The sequence below is a fragment of the Mesorhizobium sp. M0037 genome, assembly GCF_040323635.1.
GTDB lineage: Bacteria > Pseudomonadota > Alphaproteobacteria > Rhizobiales > Rhizobiaceae > Mesorhizobium.
In genome coordinates, this window is sequence record NZ_JAMYVB010000001.1 from 669,224 (window position 1) to 685,075 (window position 15,852).

General features: G+C 59.5%; 21 protein-coding genes and 1 tRNA gene. 15 read left to right on the forward strand and 7 right to left on the reverse strand.

Annotation, left to right across the window (positions count from 1 at the left end; all coding sequences use genetic code 11):
* Position 1: 1 nt before the first annotated feature.
* The 5 genes from NKJ78_RS03460 (at position 2) to NKJ78_RS03480 (ending at position 5,158) form a co-directional block, all read left to right on the forward strand.
* Positions 2 to 916, forward strand: coding sequence for a carbohydrate ABC transporter permease (locus tag NKJ78_RS03460; RefSeq protein ID WP_352459379.1), 915 nt, complete (start codon positions 2 to 4; stop codon positions 914 to 916).
* Between the two features lie 67 nt (positions 917 to 983).
* Positions 984 to 1,271, forward strand: coding sequence for a DUF2160 domain-containing protein (locus NKJ78_RS03465; RefSeq protein ID WP_023670977.1), 288 nt, complete (start codon positions 984 to 986; stop codon positions 1,269 to 1,271).
* Between the two features lie 77 nt (positions 1,272 to 1,348).
* Positions 1,349 to 3,076: an ABC transporter substrate-binding protein gene (locus NKJ78_RS03470; protein WP_023670978.1), complete on the forward strand. Its 1,728-nt coding sequence runs from the start codon at positions 1,349 to 1,351 to the stop codon at positions 3,074 to 3,076.
* An 89-nt stretch (positions 3,077 to 3,165) separates the two neighbouring features.
* Positions 3,166 to 4,659: a glycerol kinase GlpK gene (gene glpK, locus NKJ78_RS03475; RefSeq protein ID WP_352459378.1), complete on the forward strand. Its 1,494-nt coding sequence runs from the start codon at positions 3,166 to 3,168 to the stop codon at positions 4,657 to 4,659.
* Positions 4,660 to 4,681: 22 nt separating this feature from the next.
* Complete coding sequence (locus tag NKJ78_RS03480; protein WP_352459377.1) at positions 4,682 to 5,158, forward strand: DUF6882 domain-containing protein; 477 nt, start codon at positions 4,682 to 4,684, stop codon at positions 5,156 to 5,158.
* Positions 5,159 to 5,248: 90 nt separating this feature from the next.
* Here NKJ78_RS03480 and NKJ78_RS03485 read toward each other — a convergent pair whose 3' ends face one another.
* Positions 5,249 to 5,740, reverse strand: a complete 492-nt coding sequence (locus NKJ78_RS03485) for a BA14K family protein (protein WP_023684657.1) — start codon at positions 5,738 to 5,740, stop codon at positions 5,249 to 5,251.
* Between the two features lie 322 nt (positions 5,741 to 6,062).
* Here NKJ78_RS03485 and NKJ78_RS03490 point away from each other — a divergent pair.
* The 3 genes from NKJ78_RS03490 (at position 6,063) to NKJ78_RS03500 (ending at position 7,517) form a co-directional block, all read left to right on the forward strand.
* A tRNA-Lys gene (locus tag NKJ78_RS03490) sits at positions 6,063 to 6,138 on the forward strand.
* Between the two features lie 74 nt (positions 6,139 to 6,212).
* Positions 6,213 to 6,581 (forward strand): hypothetical protein, encoded by a 369-nt coding sequence (locus tag NKJ78_RS03495; protein WP_352562340.1) that lies wholly within the window; start codon positions 6,213 to 6,215, stop codon positions 6,579 to 6,581.
* 279 nt (positions 6,582 to 6,860) lie between these two features.
* Positions 6,861 to 7,517 carry an outer membrane protein gene (locus NKJ78_RS03500; RefSeq protein WP_023700773.1) on the forward strand — a complete coding sequence of 219 codons (657 nt, stop codon included), beginning with the start codon at positions 6,861 to 6,863 and terminating at the stop codon, positions 7,515 to 7,517.
* A 188-nt stretch (positions 7,518 to 7,705) separates the two neighbouring features.
* Here NKJ78_RS03500 and NKJ78_RS03505 read toward each other — a convergent pair whose 3' ends face one another.
* Together NKJ78_RS03505 and NKJ78_RS03510 are read right to left on the reverse strand one after the other, a co-directional pair.
* Entirely contained in the window at positions 7,706 to 8,095 is a 390-nt protein-coding gene (locus tag NKJ78_RS03505) for a hypothetical protein (RefSeq protein ID WP_155929693.1), read from the reverse strand.
* Positions 8,092 to 8,532: a hypothetical protein gene (locus NKJ78_RS03510; protein ID WP_352562341.1), complete on the reverse strand. Its 441-nt coding sequence runs from the start codon at positions 8,530 to 8,532 to the stop codon at positions 8,092 to 8,094. The genes NKJ78_RS03505 and NKJ78_RS03510 overlap by 4 nt, the downstream gene beginning before the upstream one ends.
* Positions 8,533 to 8,625: 93 nt before the next feature.
* On the opposite strand from NKJ78_RS03510, the gene NKJ78_RS03515 reads away from it, so the two are divergent.
* Together NKJ78_RS03515 and NKJ78_RS03520 are read left to right on the forward strand one after the other, a co-directional pair.
* Complete coding sequence (locus tag NKJ78_RS03515) at positions 8,626 to 8,856, forward strand: helix-turn-helix transcriptional regulator (protein ID WP_352562342.1); 231 nt, start codon at positions 8,626 to 8,628, stop codon at positions 8,854 to 8,856.
* Positions 8,857 to 9,121: 265 nt separating this feature from the next.
* Positions 9,122 to 9,643, forward strand: coding sequence for a hypothetical protein (locus NKJ78_RS03520; protein ID WP_352562343.1), 522 nt, complete (start codon positions 9,122 to 9,124; stop codon positions 9,641 to 9,643).
* 259 nt (positions 9,644 to 9,902) lie between these two features.
* On the opposite strand, the gene NKJ78_RS03525 is transcribed toward NKJ78_RS03520, so the two are convergent.
* The 3 genes from NKJ78_RS03525 to NKJ78_RS03535 all read right to left on the reverse strand — a co-directional run bounded on the left by NKJ78_RS03525 (position 9,903) and on the right by NKJ78_RS03535 (position 12,354).
* Positions 9,903 to 10,202 carry a type II toxin-antitoxin system HicB family antitoxin gene (locus NKJ78_RS03525; RefSeq protein ID WP_352562344.1) on the reverse strand — a complete coding sequence of 100 codons (300 nt, stop codon included), beginning with the start codon at positions 10,200 to 10,202 and terminating at the stop codon, positions 9,903 to 9,905.
* A 34-nt stretch (positions 10,203 to 10,236) separates the two neighbouring features.
* Positions 10,237 to 11,292, reverse strand: coding sequence for an eCIS core domain-containing protein (locus tag NKJ78_RS03530; RefSeq protein WP_352562345.1), 1,056 nt, complete (start codon positions 11,290 to 11,292; stop codon positions 10,237 to 10,239).
* Positions 11,293 to 11,757: 465 nt separating this feature from the next.
* Complete coding sequence (locus NKJ78_RS03535) at positions 11,758 to 12,354, reverse strand: hypothetical protein (protein ID WP_352562346.1); 597 nt, start codon at positions 12,352 to 12,354, stop codon at positions 11,758 to 11,760.
* Between the two features lie 436 nt (positions 12,355 to 12,790).
* Between NKJ78_RS03535 and NKJ78_RS03540 the strand changes: the two genes are divergently transcribed.
* From NKJ78_RS03540 to NKJ78_RS03560, 5 genes are all read left to right on the forward strand, one after another.
* Positions 12,791 to 13,444 carry a hypothetical protein gene (locus NKJ78_RS03540; RefSeq protein ID WP_352562347.1) on the forward strand — a complete coding sequence of 218 codons (654 nt, stop codon included), beginning with the start codon at positions 12,791 to 12,793 and terminating at the stop codon, positions 13,442 to 13,444.
* A 9-nt stretch (positions 13,445 to 13,453) separates the two neighbouring features.
* Positions 13,454 to 13,789, forward strand: a complete 336-nt coding sequence (locus NKJ78_RS03545; RefSeq protein WP_352562348.1) for a hypothetical protein — start codon at positions 13,454 to 13,456, stop codon at positions 13,787 to 13,789.
* On the forward strand, positions 13,789 to 14,115 hold the full coding sequence (locus tag NKJ78_RS03550) for a DUF4236 domain-containing protein (protein WP_352562349.1): 327 nt from the start codon (positions 13,789 to 13,791) through the stop codon (positions 14,113 to 14,115). Before NKJ78_RS03545 ends, NKJ78_RS03550 begins: the two co-directional genes overlap by 1 nt.
* A 122-nt stretch (positions 14,116 to 14,237) precedes the next feature.
* On the forward strand, positions 14,238 to 14,954 hold the full coding sequence (locus NKJ78_RS03555) for a thermonuclease family protein (protein WP_352562375.1): 717 nt from the start codon (positions 14,238 to 14,240) through the stop codon (positions 14,952 to 14,954).
* Positions 14,955 to 15,006: 52 nt separating this feature from the next.
* Positions 15,007 to 15,165 (forward strand): hypothetical protein, encoded by a 159-nt coding sequence (locus NKJ78_RS03560; RefSeq protein ID WP_352562350.1) that lies wholly within the window; start codon positions 15,007 to 15,009, stop codon positions 15,163 to 15,165.
* 4 nt (positions 15,166 to 15,169) lie between these two features.
* Here the strand turns inward: NKJ78_RS03560 and NKJ78_RS03565 are convergent, their stop codons facing one another.
* Entirely contained in the window at positions 15,170 to 15,823 is a 654-nt protein-coding gene (locus tag NKJ78_RS03565) for a hypothetical protein (RefSeq protein WP_352562351.1), read from the reverse strand.
* Between the last annotated feature and the right edge of the window lie 29 nt (positions 15,824 to 15,852).

Below are 15,852 nucleotides of genomic sequence, written 5' to 3' on the forward strand. Positions count from 1 at the left end.
GATGGCCGGCGCCAACGAAAGAGTCGACAGAGTGAGCGAAACCACAGCTTCGGGAAAATTGGCGAGCACGCTTTCGCAGGATCAGGTCGCCCGGCTGATGCGCAAGCGCGGCGAGGAATCGCGCTGGTGGTGGATCGTGCCGACGATCTACATCATTGTGCTTCTGCTGCCGATCTACTGGCTCATCAACATGAGCTTCAAGACCAATGCCGAGATCGTCTCCTCGCTGACGCTCTATCCGCATCAGCCTACGATCGCCAACTACGTCACCATCTTTACCGACGCCTCCTGGTATTCGGGCTACATCAATTCGATCACCTATGTGGTGATGAACATGGTGATTTCCGTGGCCGCAGCGCTGCCGGCGGCCTACGCCTTTTCGCGCTACCGCTTCCTCGGCGACAAGCATCTGTTCTTCTGGCTGTTGACCAACCGCATGGCACCGCCGGCAGTGTTCGCGCTACCGTTCTTTCAGCTCTATTCGGCCTTCGGCCTGATCGACACCCATATCGCGGTGGCTCTGGCGCACTGCCTGTTCAACGTGCCGCTGGCGGTATGGATCCTCGAAGGCTTCATGTCGGGCGTGCCCAAGGAGATCGACGAAACAGCCTATATCGACGGCTACTCGTTCCCGCGCTTCTTCGTCAGGATATTCATGCCACTGATCGCCAGCGGCATCGGTGTCGCCTGCTTCTTCTGCTTCATGTTCTCATGGGTCGAACTTTTGATCGCTCGCACGCTGACGACCACCGATGCCAAGCCCATCGCCGCCACCATGACCCGCACCGTTTCGGCCGCCGGCATGGATTGGGGCCTGCTCGCCGCAGCCGGTGTGCTGACGCTGATCCCCGGCGCGCTCGTCATCTGGTTTGTCCGCAACTACATCGCCAAGGGCTTCGCCCTGGGGAGGGTGTGATGAAACAAACGCACGGGTTCATCCTCACCACCACCGCCAAGGGCTTTGCCCTGGGGAGGGTGTCACCATGAATCTCGACCTCACCTGGATGGCGTGGACGTGGCCGACGGCGGCGTTCTTCGGCACCATTCTTCTGCTGCTGTGCGGCATGGCGTTTTGGGAATTTGCCTCGCCGGGCGGCAATCCGCGCGTCGGCATCCTGCGCTTCGAGACGACGCGCGGCGACCGTCTTTTTCTGTCGCTGCTTGGCAGCGCCTTTATCCATCTCGCTTGGCTGGGTCTTGTCGGATCCAACCTGTGGTGGGCTCTCGCTCTCTCCGTGGTCTACGCCGTCGGCGTGTTCCGCTACGTATAGAGGGGGAAACTGTTGGATCGACCGCGTGCCGGCGGCCGTTCCAGATCGCACTTGAAACCTAAATGTGGAGGAAACCTATGCGACGGCAATTTTTAACATCAACAACTGCCCTTGTCCTGTTGCTCGGGGTAGGCAACGCCTACGCCGGAATGGATGAGGCCAAGGCGTTTCTGGACAAGGAAATCGGCCCGCTGTCGACGCTCGACCGCGCCGGCCAGGAAGCAGAAATGCAGTGGTTCATCGATGCCGCGAAGCCTTTCGCCGGCATGGACATCAAGGTCGTGTCCGAAACCATCGCCACCCACCAGTATGAATCGCAGGTGCTGGCGCCGGCCTTTACCGCCATCACTGGCATCAAGATCACGCATGACGTCATCCAGGAAGGCGACGTCGTCGAGAAGATCCAGACCCAGATGCAGACCGGCCAGAACCTTTATGACGGCTGGGTCAACGATTCCGACCTGATCGGCACCCACTGGCGCTACCAGCAGGTCCGCAACCTGACCGACTGGATGGCGGGCGAGGGCAAGGACGTTACCAATCCGAACCTCGACCTGAAGGATTTTATCGGCACCTCCTTCACCACCGCGCCGGACAAGAAGCTCTATCAGCTGCCCGACCAGCAGTTCGCCAACCTCTACTGGTTCCGTTACGACTGGTTCAACGACGAGAAGAACAAGGCCGACTTCAAGGCGAAATACGGCTACGACCTCGGCGTTCCCGTCAACTGGTCGGCCTATGAGGACATCGCCGAGTTCTTCACCGGCCGCGAGATCGACGGCAAGAAGGTCTATGGCCACATGGACTACGGCAAGAAGGACCCGTCGCTCGGCTGGCGGTTCACTGATGCCTGGCTGTCGATGGCCGGCAACGGCGACAAGGGCCTGCCGAACGGCCTGCCGGTCGACGAATGGGGCATCAAGGTCAACGAGAAATCACAGCCGGTCGGCTCCTGCACGGCGCGCGGCGGCGACACCAACGGCCCGGCTGCCGTCTACTCGATCCAGAAATACCTCGACTGGCTGAAGGCCTACGCTCCGGCCGAAGCCCAAGGCATGACCTTCTCCGAATCCGGCCCGGTGCCGGCACAGGGTGCGGTCGCGCAGCAGATATTCTGGTACACCGCCTTCACCGCTTCGATGGTCGACGCCGGCGCCAAGGCGGTGCTGAACGACGACGGTACGCCGAAGTGGCGCATGGCCCCGTCGCCGCATGGCGTCTACTGGAAGGACGGCATGAAGCTCGGCTATCAGGACGTGGGTTCCTGGACGCTGATGAAGTCGACGCCGACCGACCGCGCCAAGGCCGCCTGGCTCTACGCGCAGTTCGTGACCTCGAAGACAGTCGACGTGAAGAAGAGCCATGTCGGCTTGACCTTCATCCGCGAAAGCACGATCCACGACAAGAGCTTCACCGAACGTGCGCCGAAGCTCGGTGGTCTGATCGAGTTCTACCGCTCACCGGCCCGCGTTCAGTGGTCGCCGACGGGCACCAACGTGCCCGATTATCCGAAGCTGGCACAGCTCTGGTGGCAGGCGATCGGCGATGCCTCGTCCGGCGCCAAGACGGCGCAGGAAGCCATGGACTCGCTCTGCGCCGAGCAGGAAAAAGTCATGACCCGCATCGAGAAGTCGGGCGTCCAGGGCGATATCGGCCCGAAGATGGCCGAAGAGCATGACCTCGCCTACTGGAACGCCGACGCGGTCAAGAACGGCAATCTCGCGCCTCAGCTGAAGATCGAGAACGAGAAGGAAAAGCCGATCACCATCAACTACGACGAACTGGTGAAGAGCTGGCAGAAGTAATCTTGGCGTACGCGCCAGGATCATAGTGAACGGGGAGGCGGCATCTTGCCGTCTCCCCTGTTTGTATAGGCGAGCTACCGGGAGGACTAATGACCGGATACATCCTTGCAATCGACCAGGGTACGACATCGACCAGGGCGATCCTGTTCGACGGCGCGATGAAGGTCGCCGCCAGCAAGCAGCTGGAATTCACGCAGCATTATCCTGCCTCCGGCTGGGTGGAGCATGATCCGGAAGAGATCTGGGCAAGCGTCGTCGCGACGGTCAAAGGCGCGCTGAAGGCCGCCGACCGCGAGGCCTCGGATGTGGCGGCGATCGGCATCACCAACCAGCGCGAAACCGTCGTTATCTGGGACAAGGCGACCGGCGAGCCGATCCACAATGCCATCGTCTGGCAGGACCGCCGCACCGCGCCGCTGTGCCAGAAGCTGAAGAAACACGGCCTGGAGAAAAAGTTCACCAAAAAGACCGGCCTGCTGCTCGATCCCTATTTCTCCGGCACCAAGATCGCCTGGATGCTGGACAAGGTGAACGGTGCGAGAAAGCGCGCCGAAAAGGGCGAACTGCTCGCCGGCACCATCGACAGTTTTTTGATCTGGCGGCTGACCGGCGGCAAGGTGCATGCGACAGATGCCACCAACGCCTCGCGCACGCTGGTCTACAACATCGAGAAAAATGTCTGGGACGACGAGCTGCTCTCCATCCTGCGCATCCCGGTGGCGATGCTGCCTGAGGTCAAGGATTGCGCCGACGACTACGGCGTGACGGAAAAAAGCCTGTTTGGCGCCGAAATCAAAATCCTTGGCGTGGCCGGCGATCAGCACGCAGCGACCATCGGCCAGGCCTGTTTCGAGCCAGGCATGATGAAATCGACCTATGGCACCGGCTGCTTTGCGCTGCTCAACACCGGCGCCGATCTGGTGCGCTCGAAGAACCGGCTGTTGACCACCATCGCCTATCGGCTGAACGGCAAGACTACCTATGCCTTGGAAGGCTCGATCTTCATCGCGGGTGCCGCCGTGCAATGGCTGCGCGACGGCATCAAGGTGATCGGCAAGGCCGAGCATAGCGGCGTTTTGGCGGCAACCGCCGACCCCACGCAGAACGTCTATCTGGTGCCGGCTTTCGTCGGTCTCGGCGCGCCGCATTGGGACGCCGAGGCGCGTGGCGCGATCTTCGGGCTGACCCGCAACTCTGGCCCGGCGGAGTTCGCCCGCGCGGCGCTGGAATCCGTCGCCTACCAGACGCGCGATCTCCTCGACGCCATGCGCAAGGACTGGAAGGGGGCGTCGGCCAAAACCGTGCTTCGCGTCGACGGCGGCATGGTGGCCTCCGACTGGACCATGCAGCGGCTGGCCGATATCCTCGATGCGCCGGTCGATCGCCCGACCATTCTGGAGACGACGGCGCTGGGTGCGGCGTGGCTTGCCGGCTCGAAAGCAGGCGTGTGGCCGAAGGCGAAGGATTTTGCCAGGAGCTGGGCGCTCGAGCGCCGCTTCAAGCCGGACATGGATGCCACGGTGCGCTCGGCAAAGCTCGCGGGCTGGCGCAATGCGGTGCGCCGGACGCTGAGCGCGCGGTAGTAAATCATGGCGGGGGAAGGGGATGAATCCACACTGGTATGGGGCCTGGCGCGACGAGGCTGTCGAACAATTGGATGCAAAGAATGCACGCTTGCAGCAGGAGTTCCGACTCGGCAGTTGGCCTCGCTATGACTATGATCTGACAGAAGGAAAGCTTCTGTTCTCGGACAACGGCATCACCAAGGTCGTCGCCGAAATCCAAATCGCCGGATCGACGAGTGCCAAGGCCAGCAACTGGCTCTGGGCTTGGGCAAATTCAAACCTGCCTGGCGACCTGCTTGCCGACGCAGAGCTGGTTCGGTCTTTCGGACAGGAGCATTCCGTTGATGAGCTGGCTCAACCCTATGCGATAGATTTGAACAACGACCTGGAAGTGCTCGGCTGGAAAATGACCGCAGCTGCGGTTCGAATCTGCAACGGCCTCGGCGCATACCGTTCTCCGCGTGGTGAAGGCGGAGCCCTGTATCTGATCTTCAAGAGCGTCAATTGGGCCAGCTAATCCGCCGCGCCCGTACCCAAGCAACCTACGGAAAAGCCCGCGCCGTTGCCGGCGCAGGCTTTTCTACTCAACACTTGGTACCAACTCAGCTCAATAGGGCGAATTGCACTGTTGACGCGGGCCGTAATTGGGCTGGAATGTGTTGTCCGAAGCGCGGTACGACCGATAGCGGTCGTAGCACCACTGCACATGGGCATCGCCGCGGTTGTTCTCGCTGTTGACGATCGCACCGGTGATCAAGGCGCCGGTGGCGAAGGCAGCCAGCGGGAACCAGTAGTCGCCGTGACGGCGATAGCCGCGGTGATATTCGCGATAGCCGCGATGGCCATTCCAATAGCTGCCGCCATCATTGTTGCGCGAGAACTGGCGGCCTACGCGGAAATCGCGATTGCCGGAATTGCGGTTGCCATGGCGCATCCACCGCCAGTTGTCATGACGAGAATCGCCCACATTCACGATGTCGGACGAAGTTGCTGATGACTGGGGCACGAACATCTGGGCGGCATTGGCCGGCATAGCGGCGGCCGCGGCAAACGAAATTGACAGGGTGGTCGCCAGTAGACCCGTTGCGATCTTGTTCATGATCTTCTCCTTGAAGGGTGGTTGACGTCCCTTGTGAGACGAAAACGGCCCGCTCGTGCGATGGTTCCCACCAAAACAGTAAGTTGCTGATTTGTAATGTTTCTCGAATTTGGCGCGTGAGAAAAGGCGCGTTTCGCGCGCCAACAGATCGAAGCGGCGACCACGTTGCGGGAGCGGCTCACCGGGCTGGTGACGACGCAATTTGCGGCGCGTCGGGCGATGGCCGAAACCCCGGTGGAACGGCCATCTTTTTCCGGTTGACCGGTCGCGGCACTCTCCCTATGTTCCGCGCAATTTCGAGGGCGGCCTTTAGAGCCCGCGGGAGCGCGTAGCTCAGCCGGTAGAGCAACTGACTTTTAATCAGTAGGTCTCGGGTTCGAACCCCGACGCGCTCACCAGAAACTTCAGAAAATCAAGGCTTTGCGGGAGGTGAGGGTGGTCTTTTGTGTCCGCTGAAATGCGTGTCCGCACTATGTCCGGAAAACTGGCCATTGTTTTCGTCTCTGACAGTGCCACACTCGCCTTGGTTGATGCGACATCACGAGGGGCGATCATGGGTGTGATTGAGGACGTTCGAAAAGCTCTGGCCGATATCCCTCTGTGGCGGGAACTCGGCAAGATGCCAGACCGAATGGCAGCGATGGAAGCTCGCATGGCCGCTATGGAAGATCGTCTGAAAACTCGACCAGGCGAGACCTGCCCGAAGTGCGGTGAACATACCATGCGGCTCTCGACTCTTGGCCGGGTGATCGGTGGGATCGGCAAGCAGCAGCGAACCGACCATTGGGCATGCTCAAACCCGACCTGTGACCACATGGAAGCGCGCCTTGTAAAGCTTTAGCCCGCCACCGTGAGGCAGCGGGCTTTGTGAGGACGCCGAGTTTGCCACAACCAGTGAAGCGCGCCTCTAGACGCGCGCAGTGCCACTCTCCCGGTGGCCGAAATGCCGTGGCGCTGAGGCTCCCAGCGAGCAAACCTTCATAGTCGACTGGCCGGCGATCCCTCAATTCACGTCGACGGACTCAACGGCGGCAACTTAGCCGACAGGTGTGGCTTACTAGCTACATACAAGGTTGCAGGTTTATGGCACTAAGTTCCTGACATTGTGCTGGGGATTCCGATGAAAGCCTTTCTTTTCGCTTCACTTATCGCGCTTTCGGTGACCGCGCCGGCGATCGCCGCCGACACCATTACTGCTCCTGTGGACACCCCTGAATGGACCTGGCAAGGACCTTACGCTGGTATCTTCGGCGCGGGGACGCTGGAACACTACAAGATACATGAGCCGAACATTGGTGCCGGTGCTACCCACAGCCCAGGCTCGGCAACAATCGGCGGCTTTGCGGGCTATAACTTCCAGTCCGGCACGATTGTCTACGGCCTCGAAGGCGAGCTTGGGTATCGCTTCAAAAAGAACACCTTCAACGACATTCCAGGACCAGGCGTCCTCGACGCATCCACCGGGTTGTTCGGCTCTGTAAAGGGTCGAGTCGGCATGGACATGGGCGCGTACATGCCGTTCGTCACTGCGGGTGTAACCGCGGCGAAGTTGAAGACGTTCTATCCAGGTGGTGACGCGGAGCGCGATGCCACCTTGGTAGGCGGCATCGTTGGAGCAGGTTTAGACGTCGCACTCACCCACAACGTGTTTTTGCGCGGAGAGTATGATTTCTCCTTCTTTGGCAAGAAATCGCTAGAATATTGCGGTGGCGGGTGCACACTCGAACACACGGTTCAGACGCACGACTTCCGCGTCGGCGTCGCGATGAAATTCTAGCAGTAGAGAGATCGCCCGCCAGCGTGAGCCGGCGGGCTTTTCGGGAGGCACTCTCTGGCCACAAGAAACCCGCCGCTGTGAGGGGGGCCCAGGGCGGCGGGTTCTGCACCTTGAATAGAGCGGCCATATTCCTGAGAAAGCCGCTGCACGACATAAACCCGCAGAGGCGGCTTTTGTTCCGGACAATTTTAAGAACCGGCCAGCACTTCCTGCGATTTCAGATCATCGCCCCACATCACCGTTTCGCCGTAGGTGTCTGGACAAGGCTCGGCGTCCGCGCCTTCCTCGTCGTCGGCGTTGTCTAGCTCCAGATCGCATGTGTCGCCGGCCGGCAGGTTGGGAGCGGTGCCGGACAGGAATGACTGTCCGCCATTATGCGCCCAGCCAAGCGACGGCTCCTCGTCGCCGGTTTCCTCATCGTCGCAAAAGTCGGCTTCCATCAGATCCAATGCCGTCACCAGCGACATCGCCCGGTCTAGAAGGTCGTTGAGGCGTTTCTCGACTGACTGCCTCCAAACACGCGGGTTCGTCCCCTTGGGCATGCCGTAGGGGCGTAGCGTCCTAACCAGGGCGGTCATGACACGCGCTCCTGATCGAGGAACGCCAGCGCCGATATCAGGATGGCTTCTGCCACCCGATCGATCAGCGAATGCTCTTTCAGGGCATATCGGATCGCTTCTGCAACACCCCGATTGCTCGTTGCCGGCGGTGTTGCGTGCCACAGCTTGTCATCCAGCGGCCCATAGGTTGCCGCAACGAGAGCATCCTCGTTTTCGCTCGTGATCTCGCCGTTCGGAATTGCCATGAACTCTGCCATCTTGGCATAGTATTGGGCGATGGTGTCGGCGAGCGGGTCAGGTGCCCTCGCGGGCAGCGCCAGCGCTACGGCGCCTCCTATCAATGGAAGCAAGGCAAAGGTGCCAAGCATGGTACGGCGGGAAAATCTCCCGACGATCGGCACTACGTCGGTAGCAGGCATGGCTTCGCCGGCTGCCGGAACATGGGTGTTCGGCATGGTGGTTGCTCCTTGAGCGACGTTGATGTAACGTCATGCAAATTAAATGACTTCGTGGCCAAGTCAATACAATTTGAATGAAGTTGGAGCGGGATGACGATTACTGTGGGACAGCTTAGGGCGGCGCGCGGCTTGATAGGATGGTCGCAACAGGATCTTGCCGAGAAGGCTGAGGTTGGTCGAGCGACAATCGCCGACTTCGAAGCCGGTAAGCGAACGCCCTATGCGACGACGCTCGCGCGATTGCGGGAAACGCTAATTGCTGCTGGAGTCGAGTTCATCGCCGAAAATGGCGGAGGCGCTGGCGTGAGGCTGAGGAAATGATCAAGGCGGCGTTATCTGTCGATTGCCATGTCGACGCCCATCAGTGTCTCCGACGCCGGTACCTCACAGCACATCTACGAGAGTTGCATCGGTGATGCTACGAAAGAGTTCCAGGACTTTGTTGGCCTGCAGACCGCATAGAAAGGGCTATACTTTTCGAGTGCCGCGCCCAGCTCTTGGCCCTCTTGCGCTCAATGCCACCGGCTGTCGACAAAGCCGAACTCGCCGAGAGACGTCGCCTGGACAAACGTCCGGAAAAGGGACCATGACCAGTCTGCTGGAATATCAGCGCCGGCACCGAACTTGCCTAATAAGTCCGACGCCTTCGTATTCAACGCGTTGCTGGAAAAGCACCGACGCAGCTTTGCTGAAAGCGGCGAAGGGCTCCCTTCCTCCGGGAGCCGGCTTGCGCGCGCCTGCGAGTTGCGCGATGCTGAAGCAGGGAAATAACGGGAGGGGTTTTACTGTGCCGCATAGGATGAAAACGTCTATACTCGCAGCAATTCTGATTGCCGCTTCGGGCGTATCTGCCGCCGCCGCACAGACCGATACCTCGATATGTGAAGTCCTCGCTGGACCATCGGACGAGGCGGCTGGAGGTAGCCGCAAATTTGTTCAAGCGCTCGAAGGCGTGGACTACGCCTCTGCCCGGCCACAGTTGCACGGCAGAGAGCTTGAAGCTTTCGACGCGATGGTGGCCGCCAAAGATCAGGCGCTCGGGCCGTTGAAAGAATTCACAGAACGGTTCGAGGATTTCGCGTACCTTATGCGGCGATGTGCTCGTTAAAGGTGCTCTATCGCCGTTGACGGCAACTACATGAGCCCGTGACCATATAGGTCGTCAGCGGTCCTTCGACGTTACCTCAACCCCGGCGCGAGGCCGGGGGAATCAAGTCAGCAAACATGTTTGGAAGGACGACCTGTAACGGGCGGAGAAGTGATATCGGCGAACCTTGCCCACACATCTTCATGATCGAAGCGATCTACCATTTCCCGACCACGCGCGCTCCAATTCCTGAATGCGGCTTTCGATGTGGTCGACGCTTTTAAGGCGCTGACCAGATGCGCCTTTTCACTGCGCTCGCGTGCTGCGGCCGAACTTGGCGCCGGATTTCCATGCCGCGGCGCTTCTCAATCCATTCGGCGATGGCTTCCCTGGTGTTAGCAAGCGCCTCTTCGTGCGTCTCGCCATCGGCGGCAGCCGAAGCGCTGCACAAGAACATCGCCGGGCCGCTCCTGGCGTACACAGTGAGCACTACCAAGGGGCGCTTCGTGAGGTCCATCGACCCCTGCTGAAGTCGATAAAGACCATCGGCAAGAGGGGCGCCGTTCATCCAGCCGAACATGACAGGACCGGTGAAGCCGGCGGCGTTGGTCTCATCATCCCTTTAGCCCAAGCCTATTGCAAACAAATACCTTGCGAGCCTCGGCAGAACCCTCCAGGCTTCCGACGTTTTTAGGATTGTAGTTTCCGCGCTTGGCCGGCTGCACGTAGCGTTGTGCGAAACCGTCAACATCTAAGCGGCGATATTGGATCACGTGTTCTAGCTCGTGAGCCCAGAGGCAGACATCAATCGCGTCATTTTGGCTGTCAAACACTATCACGTTGTCAAGCGTTACGGCTGCCGCACCGGAATCGAAAGCGAATTGCTGAACGTCTAGAGCTCCCCGGCTGCCGACGCGAAAACGAACGCTGTCAAGCACCGCCTTGGGATAAAAGAATTGCAGACTTTCGCGGATGCTAGCGGGGATATCTTTAACACCGGCTCTTACTGCTGACTTCTTGCTTTCGTGAATCGCAAACTCCAACGGTTCGGCTTGAAGCATCTCTGTCTGCTTCAGGCGCTCGCAGTCAGCCTTTCGCAAGACCTTCCGAGCCTCACAGAACGGATCATTCCCGTGCTGAATGCAATGCCCTGTCAACGGAGCTCGCAGAATGCATGCACGGCAACTTGCTCGTTGACGACACTCGCGATGTTTGCCTACGCCGCCAGAGAGCCTGCGAAAGAAAAAATCTTCTGGGAGCGTCCCCAACTCGACTTCCTGAGGGTCGAGACTATTGACGGGATTGAATTGCGCCTGTCCTCCGCGTACACGCGCGCACAAGTATTCTGTTTTGCCGGCTTTTTGAACAGTTCCAACCTTGAAACCTGCCGCGCCTTTCCATGCGCACAGAGAACCATTACTAACGCACAATTTTGTCTTTCCGGCTCCTGGCGTTGCACCTGGTCCCAATGAGCACTTGCTTGACTTGCAATCAGTATCAACGCTGCATGCCTTGCCATCACCGCTGAGGGCCGCCGCAGCGGTGGATTGAGCAGTCGCGGTGACCAAAGCGCAGAAGAAAAGCATCAGGAAGAAGCGCTGCATTCGACGAACACTCGGTATTCTGAAGTCGTGATATGCGCTGGATTGCAAATTCTGTTTGGCGGTCATTTGAGTGCCCCATATTTGCAGGCGTTCTCATTAACACAAATTAGTCACCGCTAAAATAAAAAATTGGGGGCGTGGAAGTCGCTGGCATGTTACTCATCCCCCCGGTGTCTCGCAGCACTCTCGATGGAGTTGCCTTCTGCTAATTGGGAGAAGGGGCCATGGATAAACTAAACATAGGGCTGATGAGGCTAAAACACTGGCGAGACAAGGCGCTGCGTGGTCGCCGCCGTCGCCTTTCGCGCAACGTTGTGTGATGGGCGCTGATCCAACGGCGATCTATGCTGAAGGCATGGGAGCGATCTTCAATGATAACGCCAACGCCCTCACAGAGCCCCGCTAGGACGTGGGGCGCGCCCTTGGGCGCCGTGCCTGAGTGCTCCTGATATCAAGGAGTGAATAGAAAGGCCCGCTGCGAGAGGAACAAGCAGCGGGCTCCTCAATGTGAGCGGCTACGATGCGTACCGCTCAGCGCCGTGAGATCAACAGGCAGAGTTCCCGAAGGTCGCGATCATAGGTGCCAGAGCTGCTAAGCACGTCTGCGCAGCGCTTCTTCATACGAGAGATCTGGCTGCTCGACATATCGGCAACAACACCCGGAAGTCCTGGTGTGCCAGGGACACCCGGCGTGCCAGGCGTGCCAGGCGTGCCCGGGACGCCGCCGATGCCAACACCGACACCGACACCACTCGTGCCGCCAACGGTCGCGCCCAGCCCAGCCGTAACGCCGCCAGTGCCGCCTACGTTGGCTCCGGCCCCGGCAGCAACACCACTGGTGCCGCCGATTGTTGCACCGGCACCTGCCTTAACGCCACTGGCGCCGCCGATTGATGCGCCAAGACCGGTATTCACGCCGCTCGCTCCACCGACTGAGGCCCCCGCGCCCGCCTTGACACCGCCACTGCCACCAATCGATGCACCGGCGCCGGCATTGATGCCCCCACCACCGCCGACCGATGCCCCGGCGCCGACACTGATTCCGCCGGCACTCGCGGGCATGCTAAGAACTGCAATCATTGCCCCATTCGCCAATGTGTTGGCGGTTCTCTTGAAAAAACTAGCCATGTCACTCTCCTTGTGGTTGCGAGCGTCCAACAGGCATTCTGCTGGTTGCTCCTACATTAAGCTCGGAGAGAGACTTCTTGATCCCCAATGCTGGGATCATCTTGGCTGACGTGGTTCCTAGTTCCCACAATAAGGAAGGACCATTTATATCAATTTTTCCTAATGTTTTATCTTATAATGTAGCCTGAGCTAATTACCCTCTTGGAACAAGCTCCGAGGACGCGGCAGGCAGTTGGCGCAGTTCAGCTTAGAACTCGCCGGGCGAAGACCCCCACGACCTCAAGCCAGGCGAGCCTACAACCTGATCAGAGTACGCGATCAGGACCGGGGATCAGCCGGCAAAAGCTTCCAGTGCAATATCGATGCCGGCAATTTCTGTCTCAGAATGGGGCGTTCGCCATGACGCTCGGTCAATTCGCTGTCTCGCATTTCGATCATGTGGATGGATAATAACGGGGTATATCTGGCGTACTGGCAAGTCTATGACCTGGAGCAGGCCGAATTTAGCAACCTTTACCAGATTTGTTCTTCACGCTTGCGCCAATTTCAACTTTCAGAGATGCTAACTCAGCCTTGGGAGGGCTGGGGGATGAAAATAAAAGCATTTTGGGCACTTTGTGCCACGGCAGCGCTGTTCGGCTGCCAAACAAGCAATCAAGCCGACTACATGCAAATAGGCTACGGGCCAAGTTTCGAGGTCGCCCATGCTCAGTGCGAAATGCATAAGGGGTCGGTCGATCAAGGCTATATTGCTATCGGTTCTCCGGGCTTTGTTGCGGGCGCCGGGATCGGCAACGCCTTGGGCAACCTGGCTGCCGAAGAACAATATATGAAGAACTGCCTCATCCTAAGCGGGTGGAAGCGCGTCCCGCATGGCCAGGGTGCCACGGCTGCAGCCGCCGTTACTGCCGGTGCGCCACTGACGCCTTATGGAATACAGCGTGCACCTGGCAGCTGGATCAACACGGCGTTGCTTGATTGGTCGGACGCAAGTCGGAAATGCGTCGCCGGCGACAAGGCCGCGTGTGGAACTCGGGCGAAGCTCGGTGCGCAACTGAGAGCCGCCGGCGTAAGCCCGGCGCCGCTCTAGGAGGGGTCAATGGAGCGGAACCTAGCGATCTGCCTTGGCATCGTTATGGCACTGAGCGGATGCGCAGCGGACTATCTCAATCACTACGACAGCGTGACGCTAGCTGCCGGAGACAGCAATCGCGCCAATAGCCTTGCCCAGACCATCGATCCGTTCAATCCGAACAGTCAGAACACGCACATTGAGGGCGACGGCGCGCGCATTGCTGGTATCGTCCAACAATATCGGGGACCGGCCAATGCCGCCCCAGCCGGGGGGAACTGTCCGAAGGATGGCAGCATAGCCGCCGATGGTTCGCGATGCGGCGGGCGCTCCGCCGAAAGCCGTCCAGGGGGAGCAATGTGATGAGCTTCCGCTTTCGTCGCAGCTTCAAGATCGCCCCAGGACTCAGGCTAAACGTTGGCAGAAAAGGCTCGAGTGTCCGGACCGGAATCAAAGGCTTTGGGTTGACGTCGGGAACAGCCGGCAGTCGTATCAGCGGCGGGATTCCCGGCACGGGGCTTAGCTTCACGAAAAGCATCAAAGGCCAAGGTTCTGTACCGGCGTTGGACGAGGATGCGGCCGAGACACCTAAACCCCGAAGTATTTTGGTCCGCTTGGTTATAGGGGCGTTCGAGGTGGTGGCAGGCATATTGCTTCTCGGCGTCCTCGCAAGATTATTGGGATACTGACGAGGTCGCAAGCGTTGGACAAATACCGATATGACAATCGATCTGATCGCTGGCTAAAGAGGACCGGTGCCAAGCATAGCCGTGCGCGCCGATGGGCGAGTGTGCCACGGCGCCTGATCTTGGTGACTGTGGTTGCCGCTGGCGCTCTGGTCGCGCAGACCGCAATCCAGCGCAGCGAAAGCTTACCGCAGATCAACGCATTCAACTGGTTCGGCTCGAAGCCGGCGCCGATCGCCGGCGTTGCATCAGTCATCGATGGCGACACGATCGAGATCCACGGGCAGCGCATTCGCTTCAATGGCATCGACGCTCCCGAGAGCAAGCAATATTGCGATGACGCCAAAGGGTTCGAATATCCTTGCGGCCGCCGGGCAGCTGAAGCGCTGGACATTTTCCTTGCGACCTCCAAGCCCGTGCAGTGCTCCTTTGTTTCCTGGGACCGCTATGGCCGCTTCGTAGGCGATTGCAGGCGTGCAGACGGCACCAGCGTGGCATCATGGATGGTCGAGCACGGCCACGCGCTGGATTGGCCCCGCTACAGCCGCGGAGCCTATGCACAGCAGCAGGCGAAGGCCGAGGCAGCTAAGATCGGGCTATGGGTCGGAAAGTTTCGGGCGCCTTGGGATTGGCGTGCTGGGCATGCTGACAAGGCACCAGCGATCAGCCAGCCTCTCGGGATCATCAATAACCAGGTGGCGCAGAGCTATTCCTGCCAGCCGCGTCGGACATGCCCGCAAATCAGTTCGTGCGAGGAAGCGAACTGGTATCTGGCCAACTGCTCTTGGGGCGGTAAGCTCGATCGCGACAAGGATGGCATCCCTTGCGAGGGCATGTGTTGAGCTCACCAAATCGGGGATTCACAGACTCCGGGTCTCGATCTAGAATCGAACCATGGAAACGATCTTCGATGACCTTTCCGCCGGCCTCAGAGCGCCCCGCCAGGACGTGTGGCGCCCTGTCCGCGCCTTCGCCCTCGATCTTTCCGGCAAGCTGTTCCTGGGCCTCGCAATCGGCCTAGGCGTTGGCATTGGAATGGCGCTGGCCGGGTAAGATCTCAAGCCGGCCTGATAGCAATGGTGAAAGCCATGCCATTGGTAGCCTTGCAGATGAACGCTTTCGGATCGCTTTTTGCAGCGGCGAGTTTTCTGCGCACCGTCGCCATGCTTACGCTGCTGGTGCTACCGCCGCTGCCGATTTGCTGCAAATCGCCGTCGTTGGCCGGAGCTCTGATCACTTGGGTGTCGGCGTTCTGACCAGATGATGAGATTCCTGCAATGAAAAGTGTCTGTGCCGACCCCCACGATGGCGCGACGGCGGGCGGGTCCTTTGAACTTGCGGCAACGAAAAGCCCCTCCGGAATGCCCCTGTAACCGGTAATACGAAACGCGACATGAGCGCTGTCTCCAGTTGTGCTCGATACGACGCTTAGCGTAGATCCTTCGGACCCATCGGCCACACGATAGTAGATGGCACCGGCACCGGCAGACGACCGGCTGTCAAGCAACGTCCACCCGGACGGTGTCGTCAGCGCGTTATTCGAATTGTGGCATCTGAAGCAAACGAGCAGCAAATCTCCGGATTGAATGCCGGCCGGGAGATCAACCGTTTTTGTCGTCGTCCCACCGGTGTAGACACTGACTGCCGTCGCGGCTGTCACTGGGAAACCGGCAGCGCCGGGACCGCCATCGGTGAGCATGTGAACAAACATCGGGTTCTCCTAAAAAGGCCACCAGGCCA

Excerpts from the sequence above, each read along its gene's own strand:
- NKJ78_RS03460 (WP_352459379.1), top strand. The coding sequence starts at position 2 with ATGGCCGGCGCCAACGAAAGAGTCGACAGAGTGAGCGAAACCACAGCT.
- NKJ78_RS03465 (WP_023670977.1), top strand. The coding sequence starts at position 984 with ATGAATCTCGACCTCACCTGGATGGCGTGGACGTGGCCGACGGCGGCG.
- NKJ78_RS03470 (WP_023670978.1), top strand. The coding sequence starts at position 1,349 with ATGCGACGGCAATTTTTAACATCAACAACTGCCCTTGTCCTGTTGCTC.
- glpK (WP_352459378.1), top strand. The coding sequence starts at position 3,166 with ATGACCGGATACATCCTTGCAATCGACCAGGGTACGACATCGACCAGG.
- NKJ78_RS03480 (WP_352459377.1), top strand. The coding sequence starts at position 4,682 with ATGAATCCACACTGGTATGGGGCCTGGCGCGACGAGGCTGTCGAACAA.
- NKJ78_RS03485 (WP_023684657.1), bottom strand. The coding sequence starts at position 5,740 with ATGAACAAGATCGCAACGGGTCTACTGGCGACCACCCTGTCAATTTCG.
- NKJ78_RS03495 (WP_352562340.1), top strand. The coding sequence starts at position 6,213 with ATGTCCGGAAAACTGGCCATTGTTTTCGTCTCTGACAGTGCCACACTC.
- NKJ78_RS03500 (WP_023700773.1), top strand. The coding sequence starts at position 6,861 with ATGAAAGCCTTTCTTTTCGCTTCACTTATCGCGCTTTCGGTGACCGCG.
- NKJ78_RS03505 (WP_155929693.1), bottom strand. The coding sequence starts at position 8,095 with ATGACCGCCCTGGTTAGGACGCTACGCCCCTACGGCATGCCCAAGGGG.
- NKJ78_RS03510 (WP_352562341.1), bottom strand. The coding sequence starts at position 8,532 with ATGCCGAACACCCATGTTCCGGCAGCCGGCGAAGCCATGCCTGCTACC.
- NKJ78_RS03515 (WP_352562342.1), top strand. The coding sequence starts at position 8,626 with ATGACGATTACTGTGGGACAGCTTAGGGCGGCGCGCGGCTTGATAGGA.
- NKJ78_RS03520 (WP_352562343.1), top strand. The coding sequence starts at position 9,122 with ATGACCAGTCTGCTGGAATATCAGCGCCGGCACCGAACTTGCCTAATA.
- NKJ78_RS03525 (WP_352562344.1), bottom strand. The coding sequence starts at position 10,202 with ATGTTCGGCTGGATGAACGGCGCCCCTCTTGCCGATGGTCTTTATCGA.
- NKJ78_RS03530 (WP_352562345.1), bottom strand. The coding sequence starts at position 11,292 with ATGACCGCCAAACAGAATTTGCAATCCAGCGCATATCACGACTTCAGA.
- NKJ78_RS03535 (WP_352562346.1), bottom strand. The coding sequence starts at position 12,354 with ATGGCTAGTTTTTTCAAGAGAACCGCCAACACATTGGCGAATGGGGCA.
- NKJ78_RS03540 (WP_352562347.1), top strand. The coding sequence starts at position 12,791 with ATGTGGATGGATAATAACGGGGTATATCTGGCGTACTGGCAAGTCTAT.
- NKJ78_RS03545 (WP_352562348.1), top strand. The coding sequence starts at position 13,454 with ATGGAGCGGAACCTAGCGATCTGCCTTGGCATCGTTATGGCACTGAGC.
- NKJ78_RS03550 (WP_352562349.1), top strand. The coding sequence starts at position 13,789 with ATGAGCTTCCGCTTTCGTCGCAGCTTCAAGATCGCCCCAGGACTCAGG.
- NKJ78_RS03560 (WP_352562350.1), top strand. The coding sequence starts at position 15,007 with ATGGAAACGATCTTCGATGACCTTTCCGCCGGCCTCAGAGCGCCCCGC.
- NKJ78_RS03565 (WP_352562351.1), bottom strand. The coding sequence starts at position 15,823 with ATGTTTGTTCACATGCTCACCGATGGCGGTCCCGGCGCTGCCGGTTTC.